Here is a 14,466-nt window from a genome sequence, read left to right as displayed (position 1 = left end):
CCTTCTCTCAGCAATGAACGGCTTTCTGTGATCAAAATAAGATTCCTCATATCCTTTAGCTTATAGTCAAAAGTATAAGAAAGATCTGCTAAAAAGTCAATTGTTTTCGTAGGAATCTTTCCTTACTGAGCTGTTTCAAATAACGTTTGCTCTAAATAAGGCAAAATTTGTTCATTTATTTGATACCCTTTTCCCCAAGAGGTTGTAATAATCTCTTCGTTCATACCTGCATCACTAAATTTTTGTTTCACTCGTTTACATACGAAAGACAGCTGCGATTTTGTAGAAGCATCTGGTTCTTTCTGCCAAAGCAAGCGACAAATTTGATCACGATCCAACCCTTCATGGGCATGCTGATACAAGATTTTTAAAAAGCGTTGTTCGTTTTTTGTAAAGCGAATCTTTTTTACTTGGTCATCAATTAGCTCGGCTGTTACTTCGGCAAAACTTTGATCGACAGTGTCAATTTTTTCACGAATATCTTCCAATGAATCTTTGAGGCCTAACCACCGGATAATACCTCTTTCCTGCCAAATCTCTGCTTCACGTTTATTACACATCGATTGTGAACGTCGATAAATCGGCTTCTCTAACGATGAAAGACTTCCTAATAATCTCAAGCAATCGTTCTGAGAAAGTGTTTCGCTTAATACAATTGCATCAAAATAATTAAAAAAAGTTAACTCATGTTCTATAGTTTCTTCAAAGCAGTTCGTACAAAAGACTTCATAATTTAAATGTTGTAATTGCTGCTGAAATGTTTGCTCAACTAAAATGTTCTTTGTTAATACCAAAATCCTTCTCATTTCTTCTTTCCTCCTAAAAATTCTCTCTGCTACCAATAACTAAACGCACCAACCAAACTACGTTACCAAATTGCGTGTTTCCTCCAGCGATTGATTAATAAACACCTTTTTATCTTCATCTCTCTTCGCTCCTTTATTCTTTATTTTGGTGGTTATTTATATTATATTAGAAAATGAATTTTTTTGTGTGTAAAATTTTTTTATCCTCCGTAAAAAAAAATGAATTTCCTTTAATATCAGCTAATAAAGCCGATTTTTTAACAAAAAAAGAGCCGAAACTTCCTACTTTTTGCTAAAACACGCCAAAAATTCTGTAATTTTATTATTTTTTTCTTGAGAAAACATCAAAATGTTGATCTTTAACACTAACATTTTGATGTTTTCGACAAAAATCTTTACAATTAATTGGTAAATTTCTCTACTTTTAGCAATAGTCACTTTAAAAAAAGAGTTATTTTAAAAGTGACTTAAATATTTATCATATAAAAAAGTAAGGGACGAGAATCTTTACGATTCTCGTCCCTTACTTTAAATAATCCACAACAATGTTAGTTAGAAGAATTCTTTTTTGCTTTTCTAGCAGAACGATCTTTTTGACGACGTTCAATTTTACGTTTTTTCTTATTGCTGTCTTCAATTGCCCAATTAATTTTTTTCTTGTATCCTGGTTTAATTTTTTTCTTTTTCTTTTTCACTAAACCAATTAACGTTGGGTCTAATTCTTCTCGAGATTTTTCTCGTTTTGTTCGACGGTTGCGATCATACGTCTCTACAATCTCACCATTTTTAATTTCTTTTGGTTTGAAAGAAACACCTAACTGCTCAATCTGAGTAATCGCTTCATCATCTGCTGGTGAATATAATGTTATGGCAGTCCCATTCAATCCATTACGTCCTGTGCGGCCAACCCGATGGATAAAGAAGTCCAATTCATGTGGAACTTCTGCATTGATGACATGTGAAACCCCTTCAATATCAATCCCACGTGCGGCTAAATCAGTAGCTACCACATATTGGTAGTCAAGATTTTGAACTTGACGCATCACACGTTTTCTTTCGCGTGGTGTGATGTCTCCATGAATTTTGGCAACTTTTAGGCCCTGATCTTTTAAGTAATCGGTGATTTCATCAACTCTTTGTTTAGTATTTGCAAAAACAATCGCTAAATAAGGATGCCCGATAGTCAATAATTGATAAATTATTTGATTGCTGTTTTTTCCTTTGGTGGAAATCAACCAATTGTCAATTGTTTCTGAAATAACTGCTTTTGGTTTGATATGTTCAATCACTGGATTTTCTAAATATTTTTTTAAGAATGGTCGTAATTTTTCTGGAATGGTTGCAGAAAAAACGAGCATTTGTAATTTTTCTGGCAAACGGCCAGCAATTTGATCGACTTCTGCTAAAAAGCCCATATCTAATGTCATGTCTGCTTCATCGACAACAAAGGCAAAAGCCGTATGCACTTTCAAGGCTTGTTCATTCATCATATCTAAAATACGCCCTGGTGTACCAATCACCACATGAGGTTGCTGATGCTTTAATTTATTTAATTGACGTTGTTTATCTGTTCCGCCAACAAAATTTGACACGCGAATTTCTGGTTGACTGAAACGAGCCAGTTGCTGCGCTTCTTGATAAATTTGATTGGCTAATTCACGACTAGGCGCAGTAATCACAATTTGTACTTCGTCGATAGTTGGCTTAACTTTATCCATTAATGGAAGTAAAAAAGTATGCGTCTTTCCACTTCCTGTTTGCGATTGTCCAATGACACTTTTCCCTTTCTTAATGATTGGGATTAATTTTTCTTGGACTTCTGTTGGTTCTTCAAACCCTTTTTCTGCGAGTGCTTCGTTGATAAAAGGTTGAAATTGAAATTGTTTAAATGAAGGCACTTGCCTCACCTCTTCTCGTTAAATTCTTTATGCACTTTGGCATTATAACACAAAAACAACTTTTACTCACCTGCTGATTCCTTTGTTTTCGCAACTTCTAATGTACTGACTGTATAAGTGTGGCTGGCTTTTTCATAAAACAAACGCCGTTTTTTACGAATCAAGGTTAACAAAACGTTGATCAAAAATAGTAAATATAAAATTAAACAGAACAAATACAGAAGCAGTGACACCATTTGCAACATCCGATTAGAAGAATTCAATAAATCAGTGGCATTAGCTAGATAAATACTAATTAAACCATACACAAAATACAAATAACCGTAGCGAACAAACAAGGCTTTTAAACGAATTTTTTCATGTCCTGTTTCAACCACCCGAATGCGAACAACTTTTTTCCCTAACGTTTGACCATTTGTCAGTTTCATCATGACGATAAAGACCGCAAACACCATGATAAAGAACCACATCCGATCTGAAAAAATCGGATAATTGGTTGCCCAATTTTTATAAGCTGGAATGAAATTTAGTCCAAAAACGAGCAGGCCTTGCACAAAGCCAATCACCAACCAATCAATTCCCCATGCAAAGAAACGTCTTAACAGGCTAACTGTCTGCCCTTTTTCATAAGAGGTGGCATCAATTTCTTCTCGTGTTGGCAATAAAAAGGTAAAGAGTGGCGTCAACCAATAACCGACCATGCCTCCGACGGTATTATTAATTAAATCATTGACATCCGCCAAGCGATACGAACGTGGATAAATAAAATAAAGGCCAGATAACTGTGTTAATTCAAAAAATAATGACAATAAAAAACTCGCAAGAACTGTTTTTAAAAATGAACATTTGAAATAATACCGTAAATACACACCAAAAGGTAAAACTAATAAAACATTAAACAGTGGTTCTAAAACGGCATGCTGTTTTAATGCTGGCAAATACGTACTTGGATCTTTGAGCGAAAAAACAGTTTCGTTTAAAATCCCTGAAATAAAATGAAAAGGCCGCAGTTCCATTGTTGGTCCTGTGTATTGAGCCACTTCTGCCCGAGATGGCAAAGGTAAAATCACCAAGAAATAGGCACATAATAAATAAAAAACAAATGAATACAAAATCATTGCTCGTGTCCAAACAAAGGAACCATATTTGCGGTATTCATAGATTAATAATGCCCCAGAAATAAAAAATGCTAGAAACGGGAAAATAATGATTGCCCATTTAATTGGTTCGCTATATACTGCCATAAAAATTCCTCCAAGATAAACAATTTCAAGTATGAATGCCTCAATAACACTATACTTGTTTCTAAAAAAATGTACCAACAATAAATTTTATTTTGCAAATCCTCTCCTTTGCAGTATCATTAAGAAAAAGGAGGACGTTCTCATGTTACAGCCATATTTTGCGTTTGGAGTGCCGCTATTTTTACTTGTGCTCTACTTACTCTTTGCACTGATTCACCGTCAAACAACGATTCATTATTTACGGTTTATTTTGTTACTTATTTCAACATTTCTCATGGTTTTTAGTTTCCAAGTATTGCAAGAATCATGGACCATCAACCCTGAAACGTTAAAAGATGCCGCTTATTCTCCGCAATGGTTATGGATTCCTTTAGGTATCGGGTTAATCCTCACACTTTACAACGCTTGGCACGGCCTTCGTACAATGATAAAATACAAGACCGATAAACATTAGTAAGAGTCTAGGACGATGGTTGTGTCCTAGACTCTTACTGTCTCATCATTCAAATGAAATTTAATTTTTCTTAACAAACTCTGATTTTAACTTCATTGGACCAAAGCCATCTACCTTACAATCGATGTTATGATCACCTTCCACTAAACGAATGTTTTTCACTTTTGTGCCTTGTTTAATTGCGCCACTGGCACCTTTAACTTTCAAATCTTTGATTACAGTAACACTGTCACCATCCGCTAAAAGATTGCCATTTGAGTCCTTGACTACTAAGCCTTCTTCTGCAACTTCTTCTGTTGGTGACCATTCATGACCGCATTCTGGACAAATAAATAATCCGCGATCTTCATAGGCATATGCCGACCCACATTCAGGGCAGTTTGGTAATTGCTCTGTCATTAACGTTCTCCTTTGTAAAAAATAATTCTTTTTCATTTTACCTTATTTTCTAGTGAATGAAAAGTAGTCCTAATGATTTATCAACGTCCGATAACTACTTTCTAATTACTTATTTATTTTTGAGCCCACTCTTGGCAAGCTGCTTGGATTTCTTGGTAAATCACTTCAATTTCAGCCGCATCACGTGCATTAGCGCCACTTGCCAAAGGATGGCCGCCGCCATGATGTTTTTTAGCAATTGTATTAATGATTGGTCCTTTGGAACGTAACCGAACGCGATAATAACCTTCCGGCTGTTCAACAAAGATTGCCCATGAGAGAACATCTTCAATTTTTCCTGGCATTGAAACAATGGCTGCCGTTTCAGAATCGACAATATCATAACTGTTTAAAATACTTTGTGGTAAAACGACACGAGCAGCGCCATTTGCGTCGATTTCTAAATTTTGATAAATATAACCCGCTAATTTAGCAACCTTTAAAGGCATTTGGTCTAACTCACGATTTAAGTCTGCGGCATTAAAGTTAAACGTACGCAATTGCGCAGCGACAGCGAGTGTATGCGCCGAAGTGGAAGGATAAAGAAAACGTCCTGTATCCCCCACAATCCCAGCATACAATAAACGAGCTGCATTATCTGTCATCGTTAATTCTGCTAAATGCTGTTGCCAAAAATCAACAATAATTTCACTACAACTACTTGCATTTGTATTCACCCAAACTAAATCTCCATAAGGTTCATCATTCGGATGATGATCGATTTTAATTAATTGATCGCCTAAAGAAAAACGCGCATCACTAATTCGTGGAGCATTTGCAGTATCTGTTACAATGACTAATGCACCTCGATAGACATCGTCAGTAATAACGTCCATTTCAGCTAAAAACTCTAAGCCTTCCACTGGTCCGCCTACTTGATAAATATTTTTTTCAGGAAAGCTCGCTCTTAAGAGTTCTGCTAACCCAACCTGTGAGCCAATTGCATCTGGGTCGGGCCTTTGATGTCTATGAATAATAATTGTTTCATATTGTTTAATTGCTGCCATAATTTCTTTTACTACGTCCATTCTTTGTAGCCTCCTACGTTCTCTCCATCACTTGGCAAACAACAATTGCTTTTGCCACAATGACATTTTCTAAATAAACTTCAATATCTAATTTTGCAGAGCGACGACCAATTTCTAAAATCCGTGGACGAATGTCCAATTCACTTTCCAACTGGATTAGCCGCAAATAATGTAGATTCACTTGTTCAATTAATACATTTCTTTTTTGATTCATCAACATTGTTCGTTGTGTCACGTTAGAAATAATTTCACTTAGGACACCGAACGAGATGGTACCAACACTGTTAACCATTTGGGGCGCAACCGAAAAACGAAAACGGGTTGTTTCTTTGCCATTTTCTTCAACAGGCATCACTTCCCCGGAAATTTGATCTGAAATTGTATCTGCAATTTGTGGTTGTCGTTGCACCAATTGCATGGCTTTCATCACATCTTGGCGAGAAACAATTCCAACAAGCGCTAAATCATCTTCCACCACCGGCATGACTTCTAGACCATCCCAAATCATTTGATGACTGACACTCGCTACACTCATCATCTTTTTCACAACATTGGGATCCTTTGTCATGACTTTATCCACGGTTAAATGTTCACTTTTACCAATGACATCTTTGGCTGTGACAATCCCCACTAAACGTAATTTCTTATTTACTACTGGGAAACGAGAATGATGGGTACTTTCAGATAATGCCTGATAATCTGCAATCGTTTGAGTTGTCAACAAATAATTGGTTTTTTCAAGCGCTGTATAAATATCACTGACGAGTAAAATGTCTTTTTTAATCAGCTGATCACTTAAAGCACGGTTAATCATAGTAGCCACAGTAAATGTATCATATGTGGTTCTCAAGACAGGCATACCCAGACGATCTGCTAACTGCGCAATCTCTTCAGATGTTTCAAATCCACCTGTAATTAAAACGGCTGCCCCATTTTCTAAAGCAAGCTTTTGCACACCTTGGCGGTTACCAACAATCATTAAGGAGCCTGGAGTAATATATCGCGTCATCGCGGTTTCTGTCATCGCACCAATTACAAATTTATTAAGGACTTTGTCTAGACCAGAGCTACCGCCTAACACATCCCCTTCAATAATCCGGACCACTTCACCAAATGTTAATTTTTCAATATGTTTTTTTAACTTCCGCTCAATTCGTATCGTACCAACACGTTGAATGGTGGAAACAAGCCCAATATTTTCTGCATCTTTGATGGCCCGATACGCTGTTCCTTCACTAACACTTAAACTTTTGGCAATGCTTCGAACAGAGATTCGATCGCCAATTGGTAATTCTTCAATATGTTTTAAAATTTGATCATGTTTCGTCGCCATAATTTCCTCCTAAACTAGGATCGTCTCTCCTGGGTTTAATACTTTCCCGCCAACTACTTGCTCTGCGAATATTGCTGGATTTTGTTGGATAACAGGAAAGGTATTGTAATGAATTGGAATTGTTATTTTGGGATTTAAGTAAGAGACTGCTTCTAGCGCATCCTCTGGTCCCATCGTATAATTATCGCCAATTGGTAAGAACGCTACATCAATGGATTTGTCTTTTGCAAAAAGGCGCATATCTGAAAACAACGCCGTATCACCAGCGTGATAAATTTTTTTATCTTCTGCTTCTAAAATAATCCCACTTGCTTCGCCCATGTAGGTCATTACGCCGTCTATTTCATAACCGGAACTATGCAAAGCTGGCACAAATTTAACCGAACCAAAAGGAAAGACATAACGCCCACCTAGATTCATTCCATGCGCTTTTACCCCTTGCGACTGTGCATACGTAGCCACTTCAGCTATCGCAATAATTGTTGCCTTGTTGGCTTGAGCAATTGCTAGCATATCGCCAATATGATCGCTGTGTCCGTGAGTGATTAAGATGTAATCAGGGTGTAAATCTTCAAGTGAAACGTCCGCTAAAGGGTTGCCATTAATAAAAGGATCAAATAAAAGGTTCGTGCCGTCGTTTAGACGAATTTCAATACATGAATGTCCATGTCCTATCAGTTCCATTTGTATTCCTCCTACGGTATTTTCTACACACTCTTATGATAATTAATCGTCAAATTCATTCTTAAAAGTAGTACAGTTTAGTACAGTTTACTTTCTTTATTGTAACAGAGAATTAGAAATATACAATCGCATTTGCTTATTTTCTTAGCTAGTAAAGAAACAGACGAGAAAAATCATGGATCTTTCTCGTCTGCTTCTTTTTACTTATTTGGTTGTTTTCCGAAAACGTAAAATCGTTAATATAAAGGCCGCCACACATAATAGAAAGGCGACAAAAAAGGTTTCACGCATTCCCACAATAAATATATCTGGGCGATTAGCCAGATACGTGGTTACTCGTTCACCATAGGCTTCGCTCATGCCACGATATAAAATGGTCGTTGACAACGCAATCCCAATGACCATTCCTAAGTTTCTAGCAAAAGAATTCATACTTCCTGCTACACCTAAATCTTGCTTTTCAACACTGCTCATAACCATTGTATTGTTTGGAGACTGGAAAAGTGCATTTCCCAAGCCCATAATGGCTGTTGCAATCACATAATACCAGATAGGCGAATTCATATCTAAAAACATATACATTAACGACGTACAGCACAAGAGCAACAATCCGCCAAATGTTAAAATACCTGGGCCAATCTTATCCGTCAAATAGCCACTCAGAGGAGCCCCAACCACCATTAATAACGGAAATACCATCATTAATAGACCAGCATAACTAGCACTTAGTTTGCGTGCATCCTGCAAATAAAATGGAATGACAACATTTACAAAAAAGTTTGAGGCAAAAATTAAAACGGCGGACAATAAACTTAATGTAAAAATTTTGTTTTTAAAAATTGCGAACTTAATAAGTGGGCTTTTTCTTTTTCGTTCAACCATTATAAATAATCCTAATGCGATTACTGCAATAATGAACAATAAATAGGATTGTAACGAGCCAAACCCGCTCTCTTGTCCGAGGAAAATCCCACCGAAGAACGTCATAATCGCAATGGCAATACAAGCAAATCCTGAAAAATCGATTTTTTCTTTTGTTTTTGTAATATCTTTTGGTAGAAACTTTTCGCCAATTAAAATTGTAACTAGCCCCACAGGAACATTAATCCAAAAAATATACGACCAAGAAAAGTTTGATAAGATCAATCCACCAATCCCAGGACCAGCAATCGCGCCTAAAGAGACAAAGGCACCTACTGCACCAAGCGCCCGCCCTCTTTCATTTAAAGGGAATACTTCCGTAATAATTCCTGAATTGGTCGCCATGGTCATGCTAGCACCAATACTTTGAACGACTCGCGCAAATAATAGAAAGCTCAGCGATTGATTAAAGCCACAAAGTAACGAACCAATCGTAAAAATAACCGTGCCAATTCGATAAACTTTTATTTTTCCAAAACTGTCGCCAATTTTTCCAAATAATAATAAACAAGCACAGACAACCATTAAATAAATAGATACGACCCATTCCGCTTGATTCATGGGTACGGACATTTCTTTTGAAATAGTCGGTAAAGCAATATTTACAATGCTGGAATCTAATGTAGACATGAAGGTAAACATAGCCACAGAAACTAAGATCCACCAACGATTTTTCTGCACTTCAGAATCCTCTTGGTAACTTTTAATTTTCTCCATTGATTCATCCCCTCTCGCTCCAAAACAGTTTACTTACTAATAATAACTCTATTTCTTCTTTTTTTCATCGGAAATTTTCTAAAAAATCACTCATGAGATGTTCACCTTCTTATTACACGCTCGCAATTGACAACCATTCGCTTTTACGCTAATTTAAAATTAGCAAACGGAAAACACAAGGAGGACTTGAAATGACCTTAATTTCTCGCATTAAACAACTAGCTCAGTCAAAGCAATTAACCCTCGCCCAATTAGAAAGAAACGTCGGCATTTCCAATGGACAAATTCGTCGTTGGGATACCTCTTCGCCTAAAGTAGAGAATCTTTTAAAAATAGCAGACTATTTTTCTGTTTCCTTGGACTATTTAATGGGCCGCACCCAACAAACAGAGATCAATCATCAGGCACCTATGACAAGCACACAAAAAGAGTTACATATTCACATTACTACGGAAGAGTTAACAGAAGAAGAAATTACTCAGTTAGAGGAAGAAGCAAATCGTTTCTTGCGGTTCCGTAAATTTGAAATGACAAATTCTTAAAGAGCGTTCACTTCTCCTAGTCAATTAATAGCAAAAACTAGAACCTAAATAAAAAAACCACCACGACCGTCGTCTGTGGTGGAAATGAAGGTTGTTATTTACTCTTGGTAGGAGTAAGTATGAAAAAACCAATTCGGGATAATTGGCATAACGTAAGTATAGTGGTTTGTGCCTTTTTTATCATGAGTTTCAGCTATATTTTTTATAAAACTTTTATTAGAACACCATTAACAGTCCTTTATTTAGATTCTTTAAAGCGTTTTCTTTTATTGAACATATTGTTTTAAACATTCGATTTCCTGTGCTACACTTACTTTTAGAAGGGGGATTTTATTATGGCAAATCAAAAAAAAGATAGCTTATCAACATTATTTTCTGAAGAAGTTCATGGACCGTTTGTTACTTTCTTGTTTAACACCCATGTCGCTCATCAAAACGTAGAAAAAGATTCGCTTGTTTTGAAAAATTTTGCAAAAGCGGCAAAAACACGCTTTGAAAAAAAATTTCCTGAGGAAAAATGGGCTGTTTTCCAAGAAAAAATTGACGCACTTCTAGCTGATGCTTCCTTCTGGCGCAACGGCACAGCAAGTGTTTCAATCATCTTATCTCCAGAGAACACCTTTGTTCAACGATTAGATGTGCCCGTTGACGATCAATATTACGTGGACACGATTCCTTATTTACTTGGACTAGTCAAAGACAAACAATTTAACTACCATTATTACCTACTTGCTCTAAATCGTGATTCAATGAAACTTTACAAGGTTGATCATACGACTGTGACTCCTGTTGAATTGCCTAAAGACGCGCCAACAGACGTGGTCACAGCTTTAGGTGATGAATTAACGGGTGGTAATTTAAACTTTTCAACTCAAGGTAGTTCTAACGGTTCTAAAGAAGGTGTCGCTTATCATAGCATCAATACTAAAGATAAAGAAGTTGAAATTGATTGGGTGAACTACTATCAAGCAGTCGATACTTTCTTAAAAGATCAACTGGATAATCCTGAAAAATTACCGCTTTATCTTTATGCTTTACCAGAAAACCAAACACTCTTTAAAAAGATTGCTAAAAACCCTTATTATGATTGCTCAATTTCAGTTGCTGCTTCACCTGCACAAGCAACCATTCAAGATATCCGCAGCGCTAGTGAAAAAATAGCTGCAGAGTTAACAGAAAAAGAAACAGCTTCTTATAACAAATTACTAGATCGTAAATTCTTAGATCAATTTACAGATATTTCGCCAGCGGCAGCTGACGGCAAAATTTCCCATCTTTTTATTGCAACGTCACTCTTTGTTACTGAAAACAATGAAATGTCATCTGAAGAGTACGATCGCCGCAAACTTTTAAACACCATTGCTTACCAAGTTATTCAAAATGGCGGTCAAGTTTTTGTTTTAGACCAAAAAGCTGCACCAGATGAAAAATCTTTAGCGGCTATCCTCCGTTATTAAAAACAGGCAAAAAGCCCATTGTAAGAAAGCGCCTTACAATGGGCTTTTTTTCTGAGTCTTATTGAAACAGCACTATAACAGCCTTATCTTCACTTTCTAGTTTTTAAAAAACATCCGATAAAAAAGAAAATAAGGTTATCGCTATACAAAAACCAGTTAGTATGCTATAGTAATAGATGTAGTTTTTGTTCGGTAATATGGGTAGCTGTTTCAAATAAACATCTTCCACATTTTTCACCTTTCAAGTAATTGCAAAATATGAATGTGTTATAACACACATCTAGGAGGATATTTATTATGGAAACAGGTACAGTAAAATGGTTTAACTCAGACAAAGGCTTTGGCTTCATCACTGCAGAAAACGGAAACGATGTATTCGTACATTTCTCAGCTATCCAAGGTGACGGCTTCAAAACTTTAGAAGAAGGTCAAGCAGTAACTTTCGAAATCGAAGAAGGTCAACGTGGCCCTCAAGCAACTAACGTTACTAAAGCTTAATTAAACAATACTGACTCAAAAACCTGACGTTAATCGTCAGGTTTTTTTTTATAAAAAAAAGAACAAGAAAACTTTCTGAAACTAAGTGCTTCCTCTATTTTTTTTGAAGAGTTTTCGTTATACTGAAGAGGAAAAATGTTTTAAAGGAGTTTATTTATGCAATTTTATGGTGATTTAACCTTTTTAGGTGTTTATTTATTGGGTCTCTTTTTCATTCCCTCGTGGCGGAAAAAGAAAAAAGAACACGATTGGTTGCCGTGGATGTTTGGCTGGACTGTCTTTATGTTCTTCTCATATGTTTTATATTTAGAAATCATTCGTGGCACAGCCTTCTTTTTAATTCCCATTGCTTTTTTTGGCTTGTTTGCGCTCTTCTACTTCAAAGAAAAAAGGCGTTTACTGAATGGAACATTATTTAATATTTTTCTTGTGGTTCTAGCGACTTATTTAGGGATTACTGCGATTCGTACAAACAACTACTTTCTAATCACCTTAGCAATTATTGCCCTGCTGGCAATTTTTATCGCTTTGGCTTTAGGACTCTATGCCTTAATTATTTTCCTCTATTGGAATGCGGTCGTTGTTATGAGAAAAGAAGGTCGGTCTCTAGGGAACTTGTTGACGTTGTTGCTGGCAATTGGCTTAACATTACTATTAATTTATAATTTCTTTTTTCAATCGTTGTTACCAACGTGGCTCTCCTTACCATTAACTATTGCGCCATTTATTTTGACTTATTTCGCGTTTGTTTTTTATAATTTTTTAACTGTTTCTACGTTGTATCAATTTAATCAGCCAAAATATACACAGGATTATATTGTTGTGTTAGGTTCGGGGTTAATCAATGGTGAGGTTGTGCCGCCGTTATTGCAAGCCCGCATCAACAAAGCCATTCAATTTTACAAGGCTCAAAATCGCGCAACGTTAAATCCACCAAAAATCGTCATGTCTGGTGGCCAAGGTCCCGATGAATTACTTCCTGAAAGTGTCGCGATGAAAATGTATGCTTTGACACAAGGTATTCCTGATGATGATATTTTAGTAGAAGCTCATTCAAAAAACACACTAGAAAATATGCGTTTTTCCAAAGAAACAATGATTGAGGATTTTGGAAATGCTAATTTCCAAGCCATTTTTACTACAAACAATTATCACCTTTTCCGAGCGGGTCTTTTCGCTCGAATGGCTGGCTTAAAAGCTGATGGCATTGGTGCAAAAACCGCTTTTTATTTTTTACCTAACGCGTTTATTCGAGAGTTCATCGCCATTGTAGTGATGTACAAACGCCGCCATATTATTGTTTGCGGCCTAGCTGCCATCGGTATGGTTATGTTATTCTTAACAGGATTGATTATTCAGTAAAGAAGGAGTTTCCCCTATGAGTTTGTATCAAAAATTTATTCAAAATGAACGTTTGCGACGTTTTTGCGTCCTTGCTTTGATTATTTTTGTGCTTTATTTATCCAGAAGTATGATTACAACAATTCTTTTAACATTTATCTTTACCTATTTAGCTGTTCGTTTGGTCCATTTTGTTCAACGCTATATGAAAATCCCGACGATTGTCATCGTTCTCTTAACCTATGCATTGGTTGTTTTTCTAATCTATTTAGCGATTACTAAATATGTTCCCGTTCTAGTTAACCAAACGACTCAAATGATTAATTCTGTAGTTGATTTTTATCAAAGTCCACATACAGATACAAATCAAGTATTGCAATTTATTGATCAATACTTGGAAAAATCTAACTTACTCTCTCAACTCCAGAATGGTGCTTCAATGATTTTACGCTACATTCAAGATATTGGTGCTGTCGGTTTATCATTTGTCATGTCCTTTATTTTAAGTTTCTTCTTTATGATTGAGAAGAAGCAAATGGCCGATTTTTCTAAGTTATTTTTAAAAAGTGATTTTGATTGGTTTTTTCAGGATATCTATTATTTTGCCAACAAGTTCGTCAACACATTTGGTGTCGTAATGGAAGCTCAGTTTTTCATTGCTGTGGTGAATACAGTCATTACTACCTTGGCCTTGGCGATAATCGGGTTTACTCAGTTACCTAGTTTAGCCATTATGATCTTCATTTTGAGCTTAGTCCCAGTTGCTGGTGTGATTATTTCCTGCATTCCGCTAAGTTTCATCGCTTATTCCCAAGGTGGCTTGAACGATGTGATTTATATCTTAGCTTTAATTACAATCGTCCATTTATTTGAATCTTACGTGCTAAATCCTAAATTCATGTCTAGTAAAACAGAGTTACCAATCTTTTATACGTTTGTCATTTTATTAGTTAGTGAGCGTCTCTTTGGTGTATGGGGACTTATTGTAGGAATCCCTGTGTTCACTTTCTTCTTAGATGTCTTAAAAGTAAAACCAATTCGTGGCCTGAAACGGCTACCTAATGTGAAAAAAAATAGTTCAGCAGAATAATTTCTGCTGAACTGT

14 protein-coding genes are annotated in these 14,466 nt (G+C 36.2%); 6 read left to right on the top strand and 8 right to left on the bottom strand.

The features are described 5' to 3' along the window. Positions 1 to 122: 122 nt before the first annotated feature. From IGL17_RS06125 to IGL17_RS06115, 3 genes are all read right to left on the bottom strand, one after another. Positions 123 to 806, bottom strand: a complete 684-nt coding sequence (locus tag IGL17_RS06125; protein WP_025193350.1) for a helix-turn-helix domain-containing protein — start codon at positions 804 to 806, stop codon at positions 123 to 125. 548 nt (positions 807 to 1,354) lie between these two features. After that, positions 1,355 to 2,713 (bottom strand): DEAD/DEAH box helicase, encoded by a 1,359-nt coding sequence (locus IGL17_RS06120; protein ID WP_002385937.1) that lies wholly within the window; start codon positions 2,711 to 2,713, stop codon positions 1,355 to 1,357. Positions 2,714 to 2,766: 53 nt separating this feature from the next. After that, on the bottom strand, positions 2,767 to 3,948 hold the full coding sequence (locus IGL17_RS06115; protein ID WP_002377637.1) for a VanZ family protein: 1,182 nt from the start codon (positions 3,946 to 3,948) through the stop codon (positions 2,767 to 2,769). Between the two features lie 55 nt (positions 3,949 to 4,003). Between IGL17_RS06115 and IGL17_RS06110 the strand changes: the two genes are divergently transcribed. Further along, positions 4,004 to 4,402 carry a hypothetical protein gene (locus IGL17_RS06110; protein ID WP_002382283.1) on the top strand — a complete coding sequence of 133 codons (399 nt, stop codon included), beginning with the start codon at positions 4,004 to 4,006 and terminating at the stop codon, positions 4,400 to 4,402. A gap of 60 nt (positions 4,403 to 4,462) precedes the next feature. Here IGL17_RS06110 and IGL17_RS06105 read toward each other — a convergent pair whose 3' ends face one another. From IGL17_RS06105 to IGL17_RS06085, 5 genes are all read right to left on the bottom strand, one after another. Then, positions 4,463 to 4,801 carry a zinc ribbon domain-containing protein YjdM gene (locus IGL17_RS06105; protein WP_002357741.1) on the bottom strand — a complete coding sequence of 113 codons (339 nt, stop codon included), beginning with the start codon at positions 4,799 to 4,801 and terminating at the stop codon, positions 4,463 to 4,465. A gap of 113 nt (positions 4,802 to 4,914) precedes the next feature. After that, the gene (locus IGL17_RS06100) at positions 4,915 to 5,868 is read right to left on the bottom strand and encodes a DHH family phosphoesterase (RefSeq protein WP_002357742.1); all 954 of its coding nucleotides are present in this window, start codon (positions 5,866 to 5,868) and stop codon (positions 4,915 to 4,917) included. 13 nt (positions 5,869 to 5,881) lie between these two features. Further along, positions 5,882 to 7,201, bottom strand: a complete 1,320-nt coding sequence (locus IGL17_RS06095; protein ID WP_002357743.1) for a DRTGG domain-containing protein — start codon at positions 7,199 to 7,201, stop codon at positions 5,882 to 5,884. 9 nt (positions 7,202 to 7,210) lie between these two features. Next, a complete protein-coding gene (locus tag IGL17_RS06090) occupies positions 7,211 to 7,885 on the bottom strand; it encodes a metal-dependent hydrolase (protein WP_002366611.1) in 675 nt (224 codons plus the stop codon). Positions 7,886 to 8,089: 204 nt separating this feature from the next. After that, positions 8,090 to 9,523 carry an MFS transporter gene (locus IGL17_RS06085; RefSeq protein ID WP_002357746.1) on the bottom strand — a complete coding sequence of 478 codons (1,434 nt, stop codon included), beginning with the start codon at positions 9,521 to 9,523 and terminating at the stop codon, positions 8,090 to 8,092. Positions 9,524 to 9,714: 191 nt separating this feature from the next. On the opposite strand from IGL17_RS06085, the gene IGL17_RS06080 reads away from it, so the two are divergent. The 5 genes from IGL17_RS06080 (at position 9,715) to IGL17_RS06060 (ending at position 14,451) form a co-directional block, all read left to right on the top strand. Beyond that, the gene (locus tag IGL17_RS06080) at positions 9,715 to 10,065 is read left to right on the top strand and encodes a helix-turn-helix domain-containing protein (protein WP_002357747.1); all 351 of its coding nucleotides are present in this window, start codon (positions 9,715 to 9,717) and stop codon (positions 10,063 to 10,065) included. A 335-nt stretch (positions 10,066 to 10,400) separates the two neighbouring features. Beyond that, positions 10,401 to 11,522: a baeRF6 domain-containing protein gene (locus tag IGL17_RS06075; protein ID WP_002357749.1), complete on the top strand. Its 1,122-nt coding sequence runs from the start codon at positions 10,401 to 10,403 to the stop codon at positions 11,520 to 11,522. Positions 11,523 to 11,819: 297 nt separating this feature from the next. Next, the gene (locus tag IGL17_RS06070) at positions 11,820 to 12,020 is read left to right on the top strand and encodes a cold-shock protein (protein ID WP_002357750.1); all 201 of its coding nucleotides are present in this window, start codon (positions 11,820 to 11,822) and stop codon (positions 12,018 to 12,020) included. 156 nt (positions 12,021 to 12,176) lie between these two features. Then, the gene (locus IGL17_RS06065) at positions 12,177 to 13,382 is read left to right on the top strand and encodes a YdcF family protein (RefSeq protein ID WP_016615776.1); all 1,206 of its coding nucleotides are present in this window, start codon (positions 12,177 to 12,179) and stop codon (positions 13,380 to 13,382) included. A 16-nt stretch (positions 13,383 to 13,398) separates the two neighbouring features. Continuing rightward, positions 13,399 to 14,451: an AI-2E family transporter gene (locus IGL17_RS06060; RefSeq protein WP_002357754.1), complete on the top strand. Its 1,053-nt coding sequence runs from the start codon at positions 13,399 to 13,401 to the stop codon at positions 14,449 to 14,451. The last annotated feature ends 15 nt before the right edge of the window (positions 14,452 to 14,466 follow it).

The sequence above is a fragment of the Enterococcus sp. AZ088 genome (genome assembly GCF_051714845.1).
GTDB classification, from domain to species: domain Bacteria; phylum Bacillota; class Bacilli; order Lactobacillales; family Enterococcaceae; genus Enterococcus; species Enterococcus faecalis.
This window is presented reverse-complemented; position numbering and strand designations above follow the sequence as displayed.

Excerpts from the sequence above, each read along its gene's own strand:
- IGL17_RS06115 (WP_002377637.1), bottom strand. The coding sequence starts at position 3,948 with ATGGCAGTATATAGCGAACCAATTAAATGGGCAATCATTATTTTCCCG.
- IGL17_RS06070 (WP_002357750.1), top strand. The coding sequence starts at position 11,820 with ATGGAAACAGGTACAGTAAAATGGTTTAACTCAGACAAAGGCTTTGGC.
- IGL17_RS06100 (WP_002357742.1), bottom strand. The coding sequence starts at position 5,868 with ATGGACGTAGTAAAAGAAATTATGGCAGCAATTAAACAATATGAAACA.
- IGL17_RS06085 (WP_002357746.1), bottom strand. The coding sequence starts at position 9,523 with ATGGAGAAAATTAAAAGTTACCAAGAGGATTCTGAAGTGCAGAAAAAT.
- IGL17_RS06065 (WP_016615776.1), top strand. The coding sequence starts at position 12,177 with ATGCAATTTTATGGTGATTTAACCTTTTTAGGTGTTTATTTATTGGGT.
- IGL17_RS06090 (WP_002366611.1), bottom strand. The coding sequence starts at position 7,885 with ATGGAACTGATAGGACATGGACATTCATGTATTGAAATTCGTCTAAAC.
- IGL17_RS06060 (WP_002357754.1), top strand. The coding sequence starts at position 13,399 with ATGAGTTTGTATCAAAAATTTATTCAAAATGAACGTTTGCGACGTTTT.
- IGL17_RS06080 (WP_002357747.1), top strand. The coding sequence starts at position 9,715 with ATGACCTTAATTTCTCGCATTAAACAACTAGCTCAGTCAAAGCAATTA.
- IGL17_RS06075 (WP_002357749.1), top strand. The coding sequence starts at position 10,401 with ATGGCAAATCAAAAAAAAGATAGCTTATCAACATTATTTTCTGAAGAA.
- IGL17_RS06125 (WP_025193350.1), bottom strand. The coding sequence starts at position 806 with ATGAGAAGGATTTTGGTATTAACAAAGAACATTTTAGTTGAGCAAACA.
- IGL17_RS06095 (WP_002357743.1), bottom strand. The coding sequence starts at position 7,201 with ATGGCGACGAAACATGATCAAATTTTAAAACATATTGAAGAATTACCA.
- IGL17_RS06105 (WP_002357741.1), bottom strand. The coding sequence starts at position 4,801 with ATGACAGAGCAATTACCAAACTGCCCTGAATGTGGGTCGGCATATGCC.